19 protein-coding genes are annotated in these 18,883 nt (G+C 52.3%); 9 read left to right on the top strand and 10 right to left on the bottom strand.

The genetic code is table 11. The features are described 5' to 3' along the window. Nucleotides 1-64 precede the first annotated feature (64 nt). From ACOTW6_RS00795 to ACOTW6_RS00785, 3 genes are all read right to left on the bottom strand, one after another. Nucleotides 65-2,476 carry a TcfC E-set like domain-containing protein gene (locus tag ACOTW6_RS00795; protein WP_213788723.1) on the bottom strand — a complete coding sequence of 804 codons (2,412 nt, stop codon included), beginning with the start codon at nucleotides 2,474-2,476 and terminating at the stop codon, nucleotides 65-67. A 60-nt stretch (nucleotides 2,477-2,536) separates the two neighbouring features. Beyond that, on the bottom strand, nucleotides 2,537-3,064 hold the full coding sequence (locus ACOTW6_RS00790) for a CS1 type fimbrial major subunit (RefSeq protein ID WP_062932649.1): 528 nt from the start codon (nucleotides 3,062-3,064) through the stop codon (nucleotides 2,537-2,539). 65 nt (nucleotides 3,065-3,129) lie between these two features. Next, a complete protein-coding gene (locus ACOTW6_RS00785; protein WP_213788722.1) occupies nucleotides 3,130-3,891 on the bottom strand; it encodes a hypothetical protein in 762 nt (253 codons plus the stop codon). Between the two features lie 252 nt (nucleotides 3,892-4,143). Between ACOTW6_RS00785 and ACOTW6_RS00780 the strand changes: the two genes are divergently transcribed. Further along, nucleotides 4,144-4,920: a winged helix-turn-helix domain-containing protein gene (locus tag ACOTW6_RS00780; RefSeq protein WP_062932647.1), complete on the top strand. Its 777-nt coding sequence runs from the start codon at nucleotides 4,144-4,146 to the stop codon at nucleotides 4,918-4,920. Between the two features lie 3 nt (nucleotides 4,921-4,923). Continuing rightward, on the top strand, nucleotides 4,924-5,412 hold the full coding sequence (locus ACOTW6_RS00775; RefSeq protein WP_062932646.1) for a hypothetical protein: 489 nt from the start codon (nucleotides 4,924-4,926) through the stop codon (nucleotides 5,410-5,412). Nucleotides 5,413-5,491: 79 nt separating this feature from the next. Here the strand turns inward: ACOTW6_RS00775 and ACOTW6_RS00770 are convergent, their stop codons facing one another. Beyond that, entirely contained in the window at nucleotides 5,492-5,665 is a 174-nt protein-coding gene (locus ACOTW6_RS00770; protein WP_074135682.1) for a GnsA/GnsB family addiction module toxin, read from the bottom strand. A gap of 302 nt (nucleotides 5,666-5,967) precedes the next feature. Further along, a complete protein-coding gene (locus ACOTW6_RS00765; protein ID WP_003857380.1) occupies nucleotides 5,968-6,246 on the bottom strand; it encodes a DUF1471 domain-containing protein in 279 nt (92 codons plus the stop codon). Nucleotides 6,247-6,473: 227 nt separating this feature from the next. Between ACOTW6_RS00765 and ACOTW6_RS00760 the strand changes: the two genes are divergently transcribed. Beyond that, entirely contained in the window at nucleotides 6,474-7,064 is a 591-nt protein-coding gene (locus tag ACOTW6_RS00760) for a DUF4142 domain-containing protein (RefSeq protein ID WP_213788721.1), read from the top strand. A 74-nt stretch (nucleotides 7,065-7,138) separates the two neighbouring features. Here ACOTW6_RS00760 and ACOTW6_RS00755 read toward each other — a convergent pair whose 3' ends face one another. Both ACOTW6_RS00755 and ACOTW6_RS00750 read right to left on the bottom strand, forming a co-directional pair. After that, entirely contained in the window at nucleotides 7,139-9,235 is a 2,097-nt protein-coding gene (locus ACOTW6_RS00755; protein WP_213788720.1) for a pyrroloquinoline quinone-dependent dehydrogenase, read from the bottom strand. A 10-nt stretch (nucleotides 9,236-9,245) separates the two neighbouring features. Continuing rightward, complete coding sequence (locus ACOTW6_RS00750) at nucleotides 9,246-9,611, bottom strand: hypothetical protein (protein WP_062932643.1); 366 nt, start codon at nucleotides 9,609-9,611, stop codon at nucleotides 9,246-9,248. A 632-nt stretch (nucleotides 9,612-10,243) separates the two neighbouring features. On the opposite strand from ACOTW6_RS00750, the gene ACOTW6_RS00745 reads away from it, so the two are divergent. From ACOTW6_RS00745 to ACOTW6_RS00735, 3 genes are all read left to right on the top strand, one after another. Then, the gene (locus tag ACOTW6_RS00745) at nucleotides 10,244-11,506 is read left to right on the top strand and encodes an amino acid permease (protein WP_080454675.1); all 1,263 of its coding nucleotides are present in this window, start codon (nucleotides 10,244-10,246) and stop codon (nucleotides 11,504-11,506) included. Nucleotides 11,507-11,593: 87 nt separating this feature from the next. Beyond that, a complete protein-coding gene (locus ACOTW6_RS00740; RefSeq protein WP_003857390.1) occupies nucleotides 11,594-11,833 on the top strand; it encodes a DinI family protein in 240 nt (79 codons plus the stop codon). Nucleotides 11,834-11,982: 149 nt separating this feature from the next. Next, complete coding sequence (locus ACOTW6_RS00735) at nucleotides 11,983-12,666, top strand: SOS response-associated peptidase (RefSeq protein ID WP_062932642.1); 684 nt, start codon at nucleotides 11,983-11,985, stop codon at nucleotides 12,664-12,666. 59 nt (nucleotides 12,667-12,725) lie between these two features. Here the strand turns inward: ACOTW6_RS00735 and ACOTW6_RS00730 are convergent, their stop codons facing one another. Both ACOTW6_RS00730 and ACOTW6_RS00725 read right to left on the bottom strand, forming a co-directional pair. Continuing rightward, on the bottom strand, nucleotides 12,726-13,217 hold the full coding sequence (locus tag ACOTW6_RS00730) for a DUF523 domain-containing protein (RefSeq protein ID WP_062932641.1): 492 nt from the start codon (nucleotides 13,215-13,217) through the stop codon (nucleotides 12,726-12,728). A gap of 108 nt (nucleotides 13,218-13,325) precedes the next feature. Next, on the bottom strand, nucleotides 13,326-14,129 hold the full coding sequence (locus ACOTW6_RS00725) for an AraC family transcriptional regulator (RefSeq protein WP_062932640.1): 804 nt from the start codon (nucleotides 14,127-14,129) through the stop codon (nucleotides 13,326-13,328). Nucleotides 14,130-14,238: 109 nt separating this feature from the next. Here ACOTW6_RS00725 and ACOTW6_RS00720 point away from each other — a divergent pair, with 109 nt between their 5' ends. After that, complete coding sequence (locus ACOTW6_RS00720; RefSeq protein ID WP_219241159.1) at nucleotides 14,239-15,030, top strand: sulfite exporter TauE/SafE family protein; 792 nt, start codon at nucleotides 14,239-14,241, stop codon at nucleotides 15,028-15,030. A 130-nt stretch (nucleotides 15,031-15,160) separates the two neighbouring features. Here the strand turns inward: ACOTW6_RS00720 and dcp are convergent, their stop codons facing one another. Next, on the bottom strand, nucleotides 15,161-17,194 hold the full coding sequence (dcp, locus tag ACOTW6_RS00715; protein ID WP_062932639.1) for a peptidyl-dipeptidase Dcp: 2,034 nt from the start codon (nucleotides 17,192-17,194) through the stop codon (nucleotides 15,161-15,163). Nucleotides 17,195-17,337: 143 nt separating this feature from the next. Between dcp and ydfG the strand changes: the two genes are divergently transcribed. Next, nucleotides 17,338-18,084, top strand: coding sequence for a bifunctional NADP-dependent 3-hydroxy acid dehydrogenase/3-hydroxypropionate dehydrogenase YdfG (gene ydfG / locus ACOTW6_RS00710; protein WP_015570609.1), 747 nt, complete (start codon nucleotides 17,338-17,340; stop codon nucleotides 18,082-18,084). A gap of 90 nt (nucleotides 18,085-18,174) precedes the next feature. Further along, nucleotides 18,175-18,861, top strand: coding sequence for a GntR family transcriptional regulator (locus tag ACOTW6_RS00705; RefSeq protein WP_003857403.1), 687 nt, complete (start codon nucleotides 18,175-18,177; stop codon nucleotides 18,859-18,861). The last annotated feature ends 22 nt before the right edge of the window (nucleotides 18,862-18,883 follow it).

Here is an 18,883-nt window from a genome sequence, read left to right as displayed (position 1 = left end):
CTTTTGGGGATGGAATTATAAACTCGCTTCGGAAGAAAGCGCTTACGGTATGATTTTTAGTTCGTTAATTCATCACGCTGCACTTGAGCGCATCGACAAAACGAATAGCATTAGTCCCGGCATCATCTGTCGCAGGAATACTGCATTTGAGCGGCGATTTTCCTCCTTCCTCTTTTAATAGTAAGGTTTTGTTTTTTGCACCTGTCTCTAACGTCAACACCCCTTCTGCGTTTATTACCGCCCCGCTGATATCACTTTCCACGAAACGGTTTTTTAGCAGCTCTCCTTGTTCATTCTGCAAAGTGCCTACAAGCGTATAGGTTTTCACTGCTTTCACTTTTACGTATTGCACGCTTCCCTTATTAAGCTGAACACTCTGTTGTTCAGGGAAGACCCGGACACTATCGCCCCCCGTCGCGCTAAACTGGATGACGTCTTTTTTCCACTGTTCCGCCTGCACCACATTTCTGCCAGGCAACAGACGCGTTTCTGACATCTTCCCGGAGGCCAGGATACCGATGTCATTGTGGTCCGAGTCAACATCAACGATGAGTGCTGCCCCGGTGCTGCGGCTGGCACTCCCGCTGGAGGATGCCAGTTTTCCCCCTCCAAGCATAAGCACCTGGCTGAGGTTGCCCCCTGCTGTGTTTGAGCTGTTTTGCGTATGGTGCTGCACCCAGCCGTCAGCGCTGACGAACGGGGTATCTACAGATCCGTTTGCATTAAGGACTGTATTTTTCGCGCTGTAGGACACACCGGCGCCCACGGTGCGAAGCGTACTGCTCTCATCAGGCTGGTACTGGTAGCTGAGGCTGGAGTAGCCGTGATTCTGGTTCATACCCGTTTCAGCTGACACCAAGTGTCGCGAGGATGGTGCGAGCGACAGGCTCAGCCCCACCGACATGCCGTGGTCCCGACGCCCGTTGCTAAACCCGGGGCGATCCCAGGCACTGACCCGAAAATTCATGTTACGCCCTGCAAGCGTTCCCAATGTGGTGGTAGCAACATCGGCCCCAAAGCCCTGCCGCCAGGCCGTTTCTGTATATTGTCCATTTACCGTCAACGAGGTTGTCCAGGGCAAACGCAGCGATAATGACGCCCCCCAGGTATCCCCTTGCTGGCGATAACGTGTCTGGTGACCATAAACGTCGGTGGTCGTCGAACGCCAGTACAGGCTGGCAGCCCCTCCTCCCGGGATAGTACGGTAATAGCGGATATCGGTATTCTGGTTTGACTGAACGTCATTATTTCCCGTCGTGTACTGGGCAAACAGCGAATCACTGGGCGTGAGCGTAATGTTACTTCTGACCCGCACCTGATGCTCATTCTCAGTGGCCGCCCCGCTCACCCCCATGACCACCCGCGGGTGGACAAGATAGTCAATGCCGCCACCGGCCGCCGCAGGATGAGGGTTATCGTCGCCATAACGGGTGCCAGTACCGATGGTTTGCTGCTGTCCGCCCCACAGGTTCATTCGCCAGCGCTTGTCAGGGTTGTTCCAGCCCTGAGGTTTATAAATCTGGGCCTGCTGGGTGTCGACGGTCTTGCCATTTTCAATAATTTTTATCGTGATGTCGTAGATACCGCCCGGCAGACGGCGCGTGTCCAGCGCCTGCACACCCGTTTCGAGCTGTTGCGTATGGATGAGCCGCCCGTCGCGCCAGACTTCCGCAACGGACTGATTCTGTCCTGTCACATAGACCGGCCAGGCGCTGACGCTGTCGCCGTTAATCAGTAAGGCGTCGGATGTTCCCCACATGGCCCCCACAACCGTGTCATACCCGAACCCGGACATCTCAACGTTGCCCGTATCGCTGTCGGGAGTGAAAAAGCCGAGGCGAACGAAATGTCCCGGCAGCTCTTTCTGGGAATACAGTTCGTAGAGTGTGCTGCTGCTGTACTGGTATTGCCCGTCAGTACCAGAAGACTGGAATGACACTCGCTGGCTCCAGCCCAGCAACGACGCGGTAAGCGATGAGTTAATACCCCAGCTACGCGTGTTATCACTGTTGGTGGCAGTGATATCGTTGTACATAATCATTCCGCCGGGCATTTTTTCCGGCAGCGAGATAAAACTGTTCTCGGTTCGTGCTGTTTCATAATGTGCGGTGTACAGTTTCAGAATCGAGCTATCGAGCAGATACTCTGCTGCCATCAGACCTGACGGACACTGTGTGGTACATTCACCCACTGATATGCCTTTATTGAGAACCTCTTTCCACCGGTTCCTGACATCCGAATCGACGCTTTCTGACTCCTCAATGGTACGTATAAGACGAACATCACCGCTTTCCGTTAATGAAATCGCAGCCTCGAATAAAAGGGTGTCATTCAGATATACCTGAGCCATCACTTCGGACTCATAAAAGTAACGTCTGAAATCCTCAGGGAGAGCTCGCATGTTCGCGGCCAGCGTCATATTTGCTTCTGCGGAAAAAAGAGGGCACACGGTTAATAGCAACACGATTTTTTTCATAAAAAAGCCGCTGCTGGAAAACAACGGCCTCCTCTGTCAGGTAATAAAACGCGTCAGAAATTAAGGAGTCACAGCGACAACAGGCTCGAAAATCATCGCAACTGAGCCGGTAAACATCCCGTTCACGGTCAGAGCGGCATCATCGGCCTGGGTGATTTTCAGTGAAGTACGACCCCCTGCTTTCGCCGCACTTTCGCTTACCACTTCCGTTGCGGTTTTGCTGAGTGGCGTATTGTTAAAGCTCACAGCCAGCGGAATAACATCGGTACCATTAGAAAGCTGGGGTTTGCCGTCAGAATTGAGGTTACCGGTCAGGGTCGCCTGAATTGCGCCAGCCGTATTTTTGTACTGGAACTGCTTCTCAAAAATTTGCAGCTTGCTGCTGGCGATGTCATATCCCATGTCCTGGGTCTGATCGATCCAGCCTGCATCAACCGGGATCACCTGGAAGGTATCTGAAGGTACGGTGGCCGACAGGTTAATAGTGTAACTCTGGCTCTCAGCTGCATTCGCTGCGCCGGTCATTGCGGCACAAGAGATAAATGCAGCAGCCAGCGTAGTTTTAATAGCATTAAATTGACGATTCATAAAAACTCCTTAAGGTTATTTCGTCCAGAACGCGCACTAAAATGTGCTAATTAATTCAACAGGTGTCAGAATGACTTCGCCTGTTTATTGTTTCCCTCGATGAGAGTGAAATTGGTTTTAAACCCATTTTTCCCAGCCACAGAATAACTCCGGCCTGGCAAAATAAATTCGCGGCTCACTTCTCCGCAATCCGTATTTGCGGACTTGCACTGACGTATATCTTCAAGGACAACCGTTGCATTGCCTTTGTTTACGACACTCACACCACCTGAGTCACTCTGCTTAATAAGGGTGTTGAAAGCGGGTTTCTCTGGCTGCACAATCACCACCGTCCCATACCCCGTAAGGATATTTACGCCTGCCTGAAGTGTTTCTTCCCGATATTGCCCTGCGGCCTTGCTATCTAATCCGAAACCATCTTCTGCCTGTGGCATTACGGGTGTAAACCTGACTCTAAAATAACGTTCTTTATCCCGGACACCTGGCCACATAACGCGCGCAGATTGAAATCCATTGGGAGGAATAATCATCCTTAATGGTGTGACAACGAGCCGATTTTTTTCAAGCACGTTACCTGACATTTCTTTCACAGGCGTTTCATTATTTGGCGTATTTTTCTGCCCGGGATGGATTTCGAGCAATTCAACTCTGACAAACGCAGTGGAGTCCCCACTGTTATATATACGTTTAGTCAAACTATGACTGTCAGGAGTCAGAACATCATACATACTGCCAATGCCTATCATTGGCGCAGCATTAACGGAGGTGGAGATCATCCCGAAAGATAAAACCACTCCTGCCGCAGTGAAAAAATTTTTAAATTTCATGCCTGTACGCTCACCGTTCAGTATCTGCTTTGGCGTTGTTTTTGACGGCGAAAACTTTACCACCAAAGCACTTCGGCGGAACCATTATATTAAAATCATCGATTTTATAGGATAAAATGCTGTTATATAAAATTATAAAGGAACATGATCTGCATTACGGGACACTGCATAGGAAATTTCTTAGAATCAGTATCAGGAAGAGTAATATTCAAAGTAGCCAAAGGGCTTTTGTATCGAGGGAAATGAGCGATTATGCTTTTTATCATTGAGGATCGTGTTTACTTTCGTATCGACGATGGCGCACTGTGGGAGAAAAATGACGAAGGAGCCAAGGTCATTCTCAGCCCGATCGTTGCCAGACTGCTGCACCTGTTTTTGCAGGAAAAAGGCAGAGTCGTGACAAGGGAAGAAATCATGAATTATGTTTGGGAGAAGCATGGATTAGAACCTTCCAATAACAGTCTCAATCAATATGTCTCCCAGCTGCGTAAGTTGATGGCTCATTTTCAGCTTCCCGATGAAACCCTCAGAACAGTACCCAGAGAGGGTTTTATACTCAGTCATGAGTTAACGATTAGAACAGAAAATGATTCATTATCTTTCACTCCGGCATCATTGAGTGAAGAATCACATCACCTCAAGCAAAAAATTAAGCCGCCAATGGGCTATTGGGCGATCTTTTTTCTACTGCTGGTTCTCATCGCCACGCCTGTGGTGGTAATCTTTTCCACTGATATGATGCATAAACAAAGTATGTCCATTACACCGACTAAAATAGGACACGTTGGGAATTGCCCGGTCTATGCCGTGCTGATGGGGCGAAATGCGCAATTAAACGAGGCGCTTTCCTCTGCTAAAGATTATATCGGACAAAACAACATCTCCTGCAACGATGACAGCATCCTTTACTTTTTCTCCACCGGAGGGGTACTGAAGAATCAAAGTGGAAGAGCATTCTTATCACATTGCTATATGAAGGATAATGAAATTATTTCCTGTATGGATTACGCCTATCATTCCTGGATGTAAACAATGAACAACGTAAAATTCCTGTTGAAAAACAGAAAATTCATTATTTTTATGCTTCTTTTGCTTATCTTCATGGTGGGTGTTGTCACCAGTCTTCAGTATCGCCATCGGCTTCTTATCGACTGTGATTCAGATTTTGTTTTTCGCGCTCCGCAAAATCAGTATGAGATGAAAGGAACAATGAAGTTGAAAATGGATCGTGACAGACAGGGTCACATCAGAATTGACGGAGTAGTGACGTCGCCTGACGGTAAGACCTGGATAAGTCGTGATGCTATTTTCACGTACCATAAACTGAATGCGACCTCCTTCAGAATGGACAATCTCAGGATTATCAAAGGTGAACGGGACACGGCATCGGACAAACATTTTGCTGAGAACTTTTACTCGCTGGTAGTTAAAACGCGCCGGGTTCTGACAATACATCGTATCGAGAATGGTTACCTGGTAGGTAATTATCGCGCCCCTGTCTTTATGTGTATTACCCCTTAAGACCAAGGTTGGTCTGAGATTAGCGGCCCACGCAGCGTTGCCACGGTACGTTGAAGGCCGCATACGCGACCTTTTTAAACTAGATGAGTTTGATTTTTACCTCATACCCCTCGAGGCCTGTCATGGCTTCACGAGCGATAAACTCAATTTCAGACACTTCCTGCCCTGTTTTTTTACGTAACTCTGAAATTTTTTTGGTTATAAGCGCTGAAATTTCTTCTTCTGCCTTGTGCGTCAGTGCGTCAACGTTCATGTTTACCTCTTGTAACCGTTTACTGTTTCCAATCTCCAGCAGGCGACAGCTAACGATTAACTGCCTTTCACCATAACTGTATGTAAAGAGTAGACTATCTGTGTAACGTATGCTGCCGTCGCATTCAAATATGCATTTAGATTGCATTATTTGAACAAGGTGTTATTGTCCCAAAGCCTTAGAGCACAACACATAAACATAAGAAAAGATTTGACTCACACTCGCCCCGCATCAGGGGCATTTTTTTGGCGGTATATAAGCAAAAACCCGCCAGAAGCGGGTTTTTGAGTTATTCGAGAAAATTATTTAAAGACTTCTGCGACGGCCTGGAAGTTAGGGCCATGCTCACGGGCAGCGATAATGACGTAGTATTTCCCGCCCTTCTCGTCTGCCAGTTTGGAGAGTTTCTGATGAAGATCTGAAGGTGAAGAAATTTGTCCACCTGAAGCCCCTACAGATACATTACCAAGGTATTCAAGTTTGAAGTGGTGCGCTTCATCCTTGGAAATCATATCTGCCGCAGATGCGCCGAAGCTTGCTACTGTTAAAGCCAATACACTCCCTAATAGTGCTTTTTTCATATCATTCCTCCTGTTGATGAATCTATATATTTAACATTAGCAGCAAATATGTAAATGATCCGTATCAATATTGTAGAAGGATTGAGCATCACTACCCGCTATCACTGACCTGAACAGCGGGTACAGCAGGTTCATCTACTATACTGACCTGTGCAGTTAGCATTTATCTGCCGGTTGCGCCTGAAGCAACCGAAACTTACCTGTACCATGACCATCAGGAGAACAATATGCACACCAGTAAAACCCTGAAAAGGCTGCTAGCCGTATCAGCAGTTGCAGCAATGTTCAGCACCGTTGGCGTACAAGCCCAGACAACCAGCGCCGCGCAAACTCAAACTGCGGGCCAGGCTCAACCGGACGCCAGACTCAGCTCCGGCGACGAGAAAGCGTTAAAGGACATGGCGCAGGCCAATATCAACGAAGTTGCCGCCGCCAGGCTCGCCCTCGACAAGGCCCAAAGCAATGAAGTGAAAACATTCGCCCAGAAAATGGTCGACGATCACGGCGCCGCGCTGACCAAAGTCCAGGCCGTTGCCCAGAAAAAGGGCGTGGAGCTGCCGACCGAGCCTGACGCCGCGCATAAAGCCCTGAACTCAAGGCTGGAAAACCAGCGCGGTGACGCTTTTGACAAGATGTATATGGAATATGCTGGCGTGAAGGACCACGAGAAGGTGCTGTCGAAGCTTAAAAGCGATGCCAGTAAAATCGACGATCCGGATGTGAAGGCGCTGGCGAACGAACATACGCCGGTGGTTGAGCAGCACCTGAAGTCCGCCGAGCAGATGTCAACCCACTCCGGCGCATCAGCCGATAAATAACGCGTCGGTAAAACGACTACTGCAAAATAACGTGGGGCCCGCAGGCCCCACTTTATTTTTCCCTTCCAGGTGAATTATTCCGGCAAGGCGTATACCACCACCTGATCGCCTACCTGATCCTTCAGGATCGTATTCCCGCCTGCCACGAAGGCCACATACTGGCGACCTTTATATTCATAGACGGACGGGTTCGCTACTGCCGGAGCTTCGGCCTGATCGGACCACAGCTCTTCACCGCTCTCGACCGAGTAGGCACGCACTTTGGCATCCATTGAGGCACCGATGAAGATCACGCCGCCCGCCGTCACTGCCGGACCGCCAATGGTAGGCGAACCCCAGCTTTCCGGCATGAAGAAGCCATACTGCTGGGAGGCGCCAATCGGACGACGCCATTTCACATCGCCCGTGTGCATGTCCAGCGCCACGATTTCACCAAACGGCGGCTGCCAGCACGGCATGCCCAGCCAGTTGCTCGCCACCAGCAGACGCATACCGTACGGGGCGCCTTCCTGTGGGGCAAAGCCGCTTTCGTTGCCGGAGTCTTTGTCTGCGTTATCGTAATCCTCACGGCTGTAGAGCTTCACGTACTGAACGATATGCGAGGTGTTGACGATGGCGATCTGTTTTTGCGGATCGAACGCCACCCCGCCCCACTGTACGCCGCCAGCGCTATCGGGATAGGTTAGCGTGCCTTCGCCTTTGGTGGTTGGCGGGGTATACATTCCCTCATAGGTCAGGTTATCCCACAGACGGGAGCACTGGCCGCCACCGACGATATCCGCCAGCTTCCAGATTTCCGGTTTTTTCGACTGGTCGAGCAGCGGCGCGGGTTTGGTCGGGAACGGTTGCGTAGGTGAGAGAACTTCGCCCTGGACCGAACCATCACCCTGCGGAACCGGACGTTCTTCGATTGGCCATACGTCCTCCCCCGTCAGGCGGTTAACCACAAACAGAAAACCCTGCTTGGTGGCCTGCACCAGAGCCGGGATCTGCTTGCCGTCTACGGTGATGTCCATCAGCGTCGGGGCGGAGTTAATATCGTAATCCCAGACGTCGTGGTGTACCCATTGACGGGACCAGACCACTTTACCAGTGTTGATGTCCAGCGCGGTGGTCGAGGTGCCAAGCGGAATAGCGTCTACGCGGTTGCCGCCCCAGTAGTTGGGAGACGGCGAGGAGACCGGGAGATAGACCAGACCGTTGGCCTCATCGGCGGACATGTGCGTCCAGACGTTGGCGGTACCGGTACGCTTGCGGATCTCTGCCGGGATCGCCTCAAAGGTCCATTCAAGCTTACCGGTCTGGGCGTTGACTGAAAATACGGTGCCCGGAGGAGCTTCGGCATAGGCCCAGTCTTTCCCGGCCCAGCCCACCAGCAGGTGGTTGCCGACAACGGTTGGCGGTTGCAGGACAGAGAGCGGATACTTCGCGTTAACGGTGTTCCACTGGTTCAGATCCAGCACGCCGTTGTCCGCAAAGCCGCTGCACGGTTTGCCTGAATCGGCATCCAGCGCAAAGAGCTTACCGTCAACGGTGCCCATATAAACCATCTTCTGGCATGCCTCTCCGCTCACCGGATTTTTGGCCTGCCAGTAGGAAACGCCGCGGTTTTTCAGCACCGGCTGGGTCAGCGCCTTGCGCGACGATTTGGTGTCATAGTGCCACTTCTCTTTACCCGTCCCCGGATCCAGCGCTATCAGGCGATCGAATGGCGTGCCAATGTACAGCGTATCGTTGGCGAAAATGGGCGTTGCGGACCAGACGGTAGCTGGCGTATCGCCTTTACCATCCGAGACATCGCCGGTATGGAACTTCCAGACTTTCGTTAATTTCCCGACGTTATCCGCCGTGATTTGGGTCAGGGGACTGTATTTCTGCGCGTTAAGCTGGCCGTGGAAGCTGTCCCAGGTGGCGGTGCCGGGCACCAGCGGCGTCGCCGGCTGGCTGGCCGAGGCGGCTTTCTTTCCGTCACCGCTGCCGGTTGAGGCATCGTCGGTGGTTTTTGTGGTTCCGGGCGCCTGCTGATCGGCCGCATCAATATTCAGTGACTCCTGGGTCCCCTGAGAGGCTTCAGCGGCCTTATCCTGCGCCTGTAGCGCGAGCGGAACGACCAGCAGCGCCAGCGCCGTCATGCTGACTTTTATGAAGGGATAATGCTTATCGTTGTGCACGGGCGGCTCCTCAGCTTCTGACGTGATGGTTGTAACGGGCGGAATGGCTGCTCAGCATAATCAGACCCACCAGGCCGACCACCATGGCTGCCGTTATGATGTACTGGTGCAGCAGCGCGGCGGCGAAAGCAATACCCGCCAACACCACCAGGGTGACAATAATCAGGAAAACGCGCGCCCCGCGACGCGATGCCGCGCGTAGCATAAAGGTCAGGATCGCCAGCACTACGCTGGCAATGACCACGCCCAGTGCGCCAATGGTGCCAGTGACGCCGGTAAGCGGCGTCCACCAGGCGTATAGCGCCACCGCGAAGGCTATTATCGCGGTCAGCAGCAGCAAAATGCTGCCGACGCGCGAGGATTGAGAATGCAACATACCAGGAGTCCCCCTCTGAAAAATGCAAAATTGACCATCATTAAGGCGTTTTCGTGGATATATGCCCCTGCTGACCGCCGCTATTAAGGCAACGCGACGTGTGGAGCGGCGGCATATTTCACTAAACGTAACTGAGTATAGAAGAGGATTTTTTTATGGGGCGTTTAATAGCAGGCATAGACACCTTGTGCCCCTTCGCCACCATAAAGAGAGCGTTATGTTACAAGACGGTTCGAAAGCTACGAGCGGGTTACGTGTTTGTCTACATTCTGTTTTTTAATTTGAGGCATGACGGGATAATTTCCCGCCCAATAAAATAATTAAATAAGCCCCCTTCAATATGACGCCGCCTTATGGTACTTAATAAAACAGGGTGTTTATTCTTTAATTAACAGACGTGCAGGCAGGGAAAGTCAGTCGTTATTTGTTCGTTAATTTAACAAATCCCTTTCTTAATTAACCGCCTGTTAAAGCATCGTCAAAGAATAACGATAGTTATTGCAGGCATACACATAAGGTTTACGGTATGCGAAATCAAACCCCTCCTACCCGTGACGTAATGGCGCAGCAACGACTACAGGCAGATAAAAACTAAATAAGTCGTCGCTCCTCTAACAACGCGGTAAAATATGATGAATAAAGCCACTACTCTCTCAGCTAATATTACAACACGCTCTAACTGGCACTGGCAGGATAACATCTGGACGCTGGGCCTCTATGGTACGGCCGTCGGAGCGGGAACACTGTTCCTTCCCGTGGAAATCGGCACCCGTGGTCCGGTTATTTTTCTGGTTATGCTCCTGCTGGGGCTGCCGTTATCGCTTATCCCCCATTTACTCCTCTGTCGCGTGTATATGCGTGAGGAAAAGACTGAAAACGGCACGTTGCCGATCTTCGGCTCCTTCTTCAGCGGACGGGGTGAAAAGCTGATCACCCTGTTCTATTGTGTGACCTTCTTCCCGGTAACCCTGGTTTACGGGGTGGCGCTGATTAATGCGCTGGATAATTTACTGGTGGAGCATCTGCATATTACCGCGCTCAGCCGTGGGCCATTGTCGTTTATCGTGGTTGCTGCACTGTATGTGGTGCTGAGCAAGGGTCGGGACAGGGTCGTGGCCATTATGAGCGCGCTGGCGCTGCCGTTCGCGGCATCTGTGCTGCTGATCGCCGTATCACTTATCCCGGGCTGGCATCTCTCTAACCTGACCGATACGGCCGCTGAAATGACCGCCACGCCGCTGCCGGTAACGCTGAAAAATATCTGGCTGACGCTGCCGCTTATTACCTTCTCGTTTTGCTGTGCGCCTATGGTCTCTCCGCTTAGCTCTTACTACCGGGAGAGGAAAGCGGAGGGCGAGAAAAAGGCACTGTTCGTGATCCGCATCGCCTATTTAGCCATCTTCGCCAGTATCCTCTTTTTCGTGCTGAGCTGCGTGCTGGGGATCCCGCATGACAACTTTGTGCGGGCGAAGGCAGAAAACCTGAATGTGCTGTCGGTGATGAAGGGAAACGGTGATTTTAGCCTGATTTACCACATTGCCCCGCTCATCGCTATCATCGGTATGACGAAATCCTTCCTCGGCGTAGGCCTGTCGGTTGCACAAACGTTTGGTCAGCTGGCTGCCAGCGTATCCGGCAAAAAGGCCAACGCCAGCAAGCGGCTGGCCTCTCTGGCGCTGTTCCTGCTGACCTATGGCATTGTTTATGCCAATCCGGATGTGCTCAGCCTGATTGAAATGTTCTGCGGGCCACTGATTGCGGTGATCCTGTTCCTTATCCCAGCGTACCTCATTTACACCCGCCCCTCGCTGGCAGAGCTTCGCGGCGTGACGGTGTTTCTGGTTGTTCTGGGCGGGCTGGCAACGCTGTCTGCATTGCTCTGGACGATGCTTTAGCCTGAACGCTGTTTGACTGTACCCATATACAGTAGTATTTTACGTTCAGGCTGAATCACATGCGTAACATCCATAAGGTAAACAATCATGTTTGTGGAACTGGTTTATGACAAGCGAAACGTACAGGGGCTGGAGGGAGCCAGGGAAATCATCCTGGCCGAGCTGACAAAACGCGTGCACCGGATTTTTCCTGATGCCAGCGTGACGGTTAAACCAATGCAAGCAAACGGCCTGAACAGCGACGCCAGCAAAAGCGACCGTGAAAAGCTCAACCGCATGCTTGAGGAGATGTTCGAAGAGTCGGACATGTGGTTGATACAAGAGTAACCGGGCGCAAAGCCCGGTTCTGTTTTCAACTAACAATGCCCCTGTGCATTCAGCCCGCGATTTTCCAGCATCGGTTCACTCTCAGGAGCGTGACCGCGCTACTTTTTCTCCCTGCCCTATACTTTCAGTCTGACTGACTGGAGGTTTCTATGTGTGGACGTTTTGCACAAGCCCAAACCCGTGAAGAATATCTGGCTTACCTGGCCGACGAAGGCGATCGCGACATCGCATATGACCCTGAACCCATTGGCCGCTACAACGTTGCGCCCGGCACCAAAGTGCTGTTGTTAAGCGAACGCGACGAACAACTGCACCTCGATCCGGTATTCTGGGGCTACGCGCCTGGATGGTGGGATAAAGCGCCACTGATTAACGCGCGTGTAGAAACCGCGGCCACCAGCAGAATGTTTAAACCTCTGTGGCAGCATGGCCGGGCGATCTGCTTTGCCGATGGATGGTTCGAATGGAAAAAGGAAGGCGACAAGAAACAGCCGTATTTCATTCATCGGGCCGACGGGCAGCCGATATTCATGGCGGCGATCGGCAGTACGCCGTTTGAGCGCGGCGATGAAGCCGAAGGTTTTCTCATAGTGACCTCTGCTGCGGATAAAGGCCTCGTTGATATACACGATCGACGGCCGCTGGTTCTGTCGCCAGAAGCTGCAAGGGAATGGATGCGCCAGGACGTAGGCGGGAAGGAAGCGGAAGAGATCATTGCCGACGGTGCAGTACCCGCCGACGAGTTTATTTGGCATGCTGTAACTCGCGCCGTGGGGAACGTGAAGAATCAGGGGGCGGAGTTAATCGAGGTGGCTCATAAAATGGAAAAATGAGCTGCATACCCATTATGACCAGGAAGCGATGCCGCTCGGCGTTAATCCTGGAGAATCGTTCATTCCCTTTCTTCAATCCAGTTCACAAGCTCCGCAAACTGAGTTTCTGAAAATACCGCAATACCATGTTCGGAGAGTAATGACGCTGCCACTCCCATACCCGATTTACGCTGATTACTGAAAGAACCGTTGTAGATAAACTGAGTTCCGCACGTTGGACTACCATCAGTTAACAAAGCAGCAGTACATCCTGCTTCTTGTGCTGCTCGCAGAGCCAGCCAGGCTGCAAGTTGATAATGCCCGGTAACATCTGTTCCGGTGTTTTCAATTATTCTGGCTTGTCCACGCATTACGTCTCTACCTTCAGCCAACATAATCTCGGCGGGTGGTCTCGGAACAGGTAGCCCCGCAGCCAACTCAGGGCAGTGGATCACCAGGCGCTGCTCCTGTTGCCAGCGAGCGAGTTGATGAGTCATCTGCGCTTTCTCTTTCCCGTTATAACGGACTTTAAGGCCCATCAGGCAGGCACTGACCAGTATTTTATTTATCATTGTTTAATAGTATTAAGATCCAAAACGCCTACGATTTTAACACCTTAACCCTTGTCATGAATTAAAGAATTTGACGTGGCAGCGTCTTTAGCTGGTACATAGCTGACGCTATGATCGGAGCCCTGTCCCGTGGAACTTTTTGAATAATGCCGGGTGATAATACGAAGGTGGCTGTCCTGTGACACGGCGGAACATCGTTGCGAAGGATGATGCATTATCGTATCCAAGAGTCAAGGCTACTTCATTTACGGGTTTTCCCGTTATCAACAATGCCAGCGCGCTAACCACGCATGCTCGTTGGCGCCAGACAGAAAATGACATGCCCATTTGCTTAAGGAAATGGCGACGAAAGGTGCTGTCGCTCATGAACAGCGCATTTGCCCAGCGCTCTGCTGGATCATGGATTGAGGGATTGAGTAAAAACGCCTGACAAAGAGCCAGTAGGGCCGGATGTCGCGGCAGCGGAATATCGAATTCGCGAACCGGCATAGCCGCCAGCTCCAATATCATCAGATTTATCAGTGCACGGTCACGCGTGCTTTCATACAGTGGCGGTAAATCCACTGACTCAAGCAATAGCTGACGTAATAATGGCGATACGCTAATAACTTCACAACGAGGATATTTTAAGAAGGCATTCACGAAATCTGGTTCTATATACAGACTGCGAGTGGTCACGCCAACAAATTTGACGGCGTGCATAGTTTCGGGTGGGATCCAAACAGCATGTTGTGGAGGAACAATCCACTCTCCATCCTGGGTTATGACATGCATTAATCCGGTCGCGCCATATAGCAGCTGCGCGCGGCGATGTTTGTGCTGTGGCAGCATAAATCCCTGCACATAGTCATTGCCTATCGCTACCACTTCACGATCTAGCTGCTCGACCTCTTCAATCTTTACGTTGCGCACACCCGTCTCCTTATGACCGATTTACAAAGGTAATTGAGCGCGGCGCTAATGGGAAGCAGGACGCTACCGGTATAAGCTGCGAAATCATTTTCAGGTCGAGGGTATGATTTTGAATGATATCGCAATCTTTGCGCTGGCAGGCTTTACTACCGGTATAACCACCGTGCTTTTTGGCTTTGGCGGCGGCTTTGTCGTAGTGCCATTCGTTTATCAACTAATGCTACGGCAGACCGAACTGGCACTAAACGCCATGCATATCGCGGTTGCTACCTCTACATCGGTGATGATATTTAACGCGGGCTGGGCCACCTATCGAAACTGGCGAGCTTGCGAGCTTTCATCGCAAATGTTATTCCCGTTACTATGGTTTATAGCCATTGGGGCTATCGTGGGTTCCTGTCTGGCAGGAATATTTAGTGAGAGTGTTGTTCGCGCGCTGTTCATTTTCTACATGCTGGCAACAATCAGCGATTGTTTGTTGCGTAAGGGTTTTCTCGGAGGAAGTTCTCTGCGTCGCTTGTCATTTCCTGTAGTAACGGGCGGCGGAGTGACCATTGGTATGATAGCCGCATTGCTTGGCGTGGGCGGAAGCGTAATGACGGTACCCCTGTTACGGCGCCATGGTTATGCGATGCGTGAATGCATTAGTGCTTCTAATCCGCTTTCCCTGCCCGTCGCGCTATGTGGTGCCGTGACGTATGCAGTTATTGGCTGGCAAACTATTCCTGTGAATGGATTTCTCGGTTTTATAAACCTGAAAATTTTAGGTATGTTGGTACTAACAGGCTGGGCAGGAATAGTTTTTAGCCGTCGGGTTATACCTGCTGTACCTGATATTTGGCACGCACGAATCTATGTCATGCTGCTGTTCCTGGTGTTACTGGCGATGCTATTTCAGTAACCCTCTTTTATCGCAGCGACTAATGGCCCGTAATTATACTTGTCTCAATGTACCTTTCAGACACAAAGCGGACCAAAGCGTACAAAAAACCGGGCCTCGCGCCCGGTTCTGTTTACACACTAAAAAAGCCTTACGCACTCAATCCGCGATTCTCCAGCATCGGTTCGATCTTCGGATCGTGCCCGCGCCAGTTCCGGTAAAGTTCAGCTAAATCAGTGCTGTTGCCGCGGGACAAAATCGCCTCGCGGAATTTCTGTCCGTTTTCGCGCGTCAAACCGCCCTGCTCGACAAACCACTGATAGCCATCGTCCGCCAGCATCTGCGTCCAGAGATAGGCGTAATACCCCGCCGCGTAGCCTCCGCCGAAGATGTGGGCGAAATAGCTGCTGCGATAGCGCGGCGGTACGGCGGGTAGATCCAACCCCTCTTTTTTCAACGCGGCGGCTTCAAAGGCTTCCACATCGTCAACGGGCTCCTGAATGCCGTGCCAGTTCATATCCAGCAGCGCGGCGCTCAATAGCTCCGTCATGTCATAACCCTTATTAAACTGGGTCGCGTTGAGCATTTTTTCCCGCAGCGCATCCGGCATCGGTTCGCCGGTTTGATAGTGACGGGCAAAGTGCGCAAACACCTGCGGATGGCTGGCCCAGTGTTCATTGATCTGCGAGGGAAATTCAACGAAATCACGCGGCGTGTTGGTGCCTGATAGCGTGGCATAGCGCTGGCTGGCAAACAGGCCGTGCAGCGTATGGCCAAACTCGTGGAACAGGGTGATCACATCATCCCAGGAGATCAGCGCGGTCTGCCCGTTCGCTGGTTTTTGATAGTTGCAGACGTTATAAATCACCGGACGCGAGGCAAACTCGTAAGACTGCTCAACAAAATTCCCCATCCACGCGCCGCCCGCTTTGGAATCACGCGCGAAAAAGTCGCCGTAGAACAGCGCCATGCCTTCACCCGTGTGGTCGAAAATCTCCCACACGCGAACGTCCGGGTGGTAAACCGGAATATCGAAACGCTCGACAAAGCGGATACCGAACAACTGCGTGGCGGTCCAGAATACGCCATCTTCCAGCACGGTATTGAGCGCGAAATAGGGTTTGATCTGCGACTCATCCAGCGCGTATTTCGCGGAGCGCACGCGTTCGGCATAAAACGCCCAGTCCCAGGCCTGCACCGTAAAACCGCCCTGCTCGTCGTCGATGACCTTCTGAATATCCGCCTGCTCCAGCGCAGCCCTGCCGCGCGCCGCAGGCACTATTCCGCGCATGAATTCGAGCGCCGCTTCCGGCGTTTTCGCCATCTGATCGGCAGTGCTCCAGCTCGCATAGTTGTCAAAGCCGAGCAGCTGCGCCTGTCTTGCCCGTAACGCGGTAAGCCGGCGGATCAGCTCGCGCGTATCGTTTTCGTCGCCTTTCTGAGTGCGTTCCCAGCCCGCGCTGAACAACTTTTTACGGGTCTCGCGCAACGACAGCGCCGCCAGCGCGGGCTGTTGCGTGGTATTCAAAAGCGGGATCAGCCAGCGGTCCGTCAGCCCTTTTTCTGCGGCAGCGTGAGCCGCGGCAGCCATCTCCTCCGCACTGAGCCCGTCAAGCTGGTGAACATCGTCCACCACCAGCCCTCCCGCCTTGTTCGCCGCCAGCAGGCGCTGGTTGAACTGGCTGGTCAGGGTGGCGGCTTCGGTATTCAGGGCTTTCAGCTCGGCTTTTTCATCGGCGTTCAGACGCGCGCCCGCAAGAACAAAGTGCTGATACGTCTCCTCCGTCAGTCGGCGGGATTCGGCATCCAGCGCCTCGCGATCCTGCCAGACGGCTTCCACACGGGCGAAAAGCGTATCGTTTAGCCAGATATCGTTCGCCAGCCCGGCCAGTTCGGTGGAGAACTGCTCGTCCAGCGCCTGAAGATCATCGTTAGTGTGTGCGGACGTCATGGCGAAGAACACGCTGCTCACGCGCGACAGCATGGCCCCGCTTTTTTCCAGCGCCAGCACGGTGTTATCGAAGTCCGGCGCGGCGCGCTGCGCGATAATCGCGTCAATGTCTGCACGCTTCAGGCGCATTGCTTCATCAAACGCCGGACGATAATGGCTGTCGTTGATCGCATCAAAACGTGGTGCCTGATAAGGCAACAGGCTAATTTCAAAAAAAGGATTGTTGACCGACATCGTTTACTCCTGAGCACGGTATTTCTCCCCAGAGTAGGCCAGCCTGCGCTGGCCTGCAATGGCGTCATACAAATGTTGCCTTAACGACGTGCCGGAGAGCGTGCTATGTTAGTACAACACAAAAAGCGTTGAGGAACAGTGAGATGATTATTTTAGTTACCGGGGCGACAGCGGGTTTTGGTGAAAGCATCACGCGTCGCTTCGTCGCCAATGGACACAAAGTGATTGCAACAGGGCGTCGTCAGGAGCGTTTGCAGGAGCTAAAAGACGAGCTGGGTGACAGCATTCTGACCGCACAGCTGGACGTGCGCAACCGCGCCGCCATCGAAGAGATGATTGCCAACCTGCCTGCCGAATGGCGTGAAATTGACGTGCTGGTCAATAACGCCGGCCTGGCGCTGGGCATGGAGCCTGCCCACAAAGCCAGCGTGGAAGACTGGGAAAACATGATCGACACCAACAACAAAGGGCTGGTGTACATGACCCGCGCCGTGCTGCCGGGCATGGTTGAACGTAACCGTGGCCATATCATTAACATCGGTTCCACCGCCGGAAGCTGGCCTTACGCGGGCGGCAACGTCTATGGCGCGACCAAAGCCTTTGTCCGCCAGTTCAGCCTGAACCTGCGCACCGACCTGCACGGCACCGCGATCCGCGTGACCGATGTTGAGCCGGGTCTGGTAGGCGGAACTGAATTCTCCAACGTGCGTTTCAAAGGCGATGACGCGAAAGCGGATAAAACCTATGAAAACGCGAATGCGCTGACGCCGGAAGATATCACCGAAACCGTCTGGTGGGTCGCGAATCTGCCGAAGCATGTCAACATCAACACGGTGGAGATGATGCCCGTCAGCCAGACCTATGCCGGACTCAGCGTGCATCGCGGTTAATTTACCCTGCCCGGCCTGCGGGCCGGGTATGTGATGGCAGGGAAAAGAATGGTAGTATGTTCAGGTTAACTCTCTGAGAAATCACAACCCATGGCCGCTGAATCGCAACTTAATCCTACCCAGCCCGTTAATCAGCAAATATATCGCATCTTACGCCGTGATATTGTTCGCTGCCTGATCCCACCGGGAACGCCACTCTCAGAAAAAGAGGTTTCGGTACGTTTTGACGTTTCCCGTCAGCCCGTACGTGAGGCGTTTATTAAGCTTGCAGAAAACGGCCTCATTCAGATCCGCCCTCAGCGCGGAAGCTATGTCAATAAAATTTCGCTTTCGCAGGTACGCAATGGCTGTTTTGTTCGCCAGGCTATCGAGTGCGCCGTGGTGCGTCGCGCCGCGTCGCTCATCAACGATAACCAGTGTTACCTGCTGGAGCAAAACCTGCATCAGCAGCGAATCGCCATTGACCGCAAACAGCTAAACGACTTTTTCCAGCTGGACGACGAGTTCCACCAGAAACTGGCGCAGATCGCCGAGTGCCAGCTCGCGTGGGATACCGTTGAAAACATCAAAGCGACCATCGACCGCGTGCGCTACATGAGCCTCGACCATGTTTCTCCGCCAGAGATGTTGCTGCGCCAGCATCATGATATTTTCAGCGCGCTGGAAAAACGCGACGTGGAAGCCGTAGATAAAGCGATGACGCTTCACCTTCAGGAAATTAGCGAGTCAGTTCAGTTAATTCGTCAGGAAAACCGCGAGTGGTTCAGCGAAGAATAAAACCTCGCCGCCCCCTTTCGGT

It is taken from the genome of Enterobacter cloacae complex sp. IR5403, assembly GCF_049238705.1.
Classification (GTDB): Bacteria; Pseudomonadota; Gammaproteobacteria; order Enterobacterales; family Enterobacteriaceae; genus Enterobacter; species Enterobacter hormaechei_C.
Note: the sequence above shows the minus strand (reverse complement) of the source record. Positions and strands in the feature narration are given on the sequence as shown.